Origin of the sequence: Pseudomonas fluorescens, assembly GCF_902497995.1 — a bacterium.
GTDB classification, from domain to species: domain Bacteria; phylum Pseudomonadota; class Gammaproteobacteria; order Pseudomonadales; family Pseudomonadaceae; genus Aquipseudomonas; species Aquipseudomonas fluorescens_BK.
In genome coordinates this window covers 1-1,192 of sequence record NZ_CABVII010000058.1, presented here as the reverse complement: position 1 = coordinate 1,192, position 1,192 = coordinate 1, and the positions used below count along the sequence as shown (strand labels likewise).

The window sequence follows — 1,192 nt, the reverse complement described above, 5'->3', positions numbered from 1 at the left end:
CTAGTGGCATGAGCGGTTAATTCATTTATTTATATTTTGGTCAGGAATATACTAAGCGCCCAATATTATGGCTTGGTTATGCGCATGGCCCGACCGACTTCCCCCTTCGCTTTAACGCCTTCTGATCTCGTTGTCCTGCAAGGTTGGTTGCGTATGAGTACGCTGGAACAGAGCCTCGCCCTGCGTGCACGCATTCTGCTTCTACTGGCGGATGGATTGACGCCCAAGGTCATCAGCGAGCAGTTGAACGTCACGCCGCCGACAGTGTTCAAGTGGCGAAAACGCTATCTGGAGGCGGGCGTCGAGGGCTTGAGCGACCTGCCACGTAGTGGTCAACCGCTCAAACTCGGGGCCGAAAAAGTCAACGAGATCCTCACACTGACTACCCGGCGCGTACCCAAGGAGGCGACTCACTGGAGTGTTCGCCTGATGGCCAAGTATGCGCGAGTCACCACCTGGCAGGTGCGTCAGGTCTGGGCTGCTTCCGACCTCAAACCCCATCGTCTGAAGACCTTTAAAATCAGCAACGATCCACATTTCGCCGACAAGGTGGTCGACGTGGTCGGGCTTTATCTGAATCCACCAGACAACGCGCTGGTGCTGTCTGTGGACGAGAAAACTCAGATTCAGGCCTTGGATCGCACCCAGCCAATGTTGCCTCTGCGCCCCGGACAGGTCGAGCGTCGGACGCATGATTACAAGCGCCATGGAACAGCGAGTCTGTATGCGGCATTCGACATCATGACCGGCCAAGTTATCGGGCGGATCACGCAACGCCATCGCGCCAAGGAATTCCTAGCTTTTCTGCACCAGATTGATCGCAGCACACCTCCGGCACTGGATCTGCATGTCATCTTGGATAACAGTTCGACCCACAAAACGGTCGCAATCAAGCAGTGGCTGGAAAAACGTCCGCGTTTCAAATTGCACTTCACACCGACCAGCGCGTCCTGGTTGAACGCAGTGGAAGGCTGGTTTGCACAACTGGAAAGGCGAGCGTTGTACCGGGGTGCCTTCACCAGCGTTGCCGACCTGAAGACAGCTATTCGCCAATTCATCGAGGCCCACAATGAGTTCTCAGCCAAGCCGTTCAAGTGGAATAAAACAGCTGAAGCCATTATCAGCTCGGTACACAAGGCGAAGCTGAGCGTGATAAAAAATAAATTAATGAATTAGCCGCTCAGGCCACTAG

General features: G+C 54.4%; 1 protein-coding gene. It reads left to right on the top strand.

Annotated features, from left to right (window positions below):
* Positions 1–84: 84 nt before the first annotated feature.
* Positions 85–1,176: an IS630 family transposase gene (locus F8N80_RS30875; RefSeq protein ID WP_150785335.1), complete on the top strand. Its 1,092-nt coding sequence runs from the start codon at positions 85–87 to the stop codon at positions 1,174–1,176.
* The last annotated feature ends 16 nt before the right edge of the window (positions 1,177–1,192 follow it).

What these genes read in the sequence shown, in the direction of transcription:
- F8N80_RS30875 (WP_150785335.1), top strand. Translation starts at nt 85, where the DNA reads ATGGCCCGACCGACTTCCCCCTTCGCTTTAACGCCTTCTGATCTCGTT.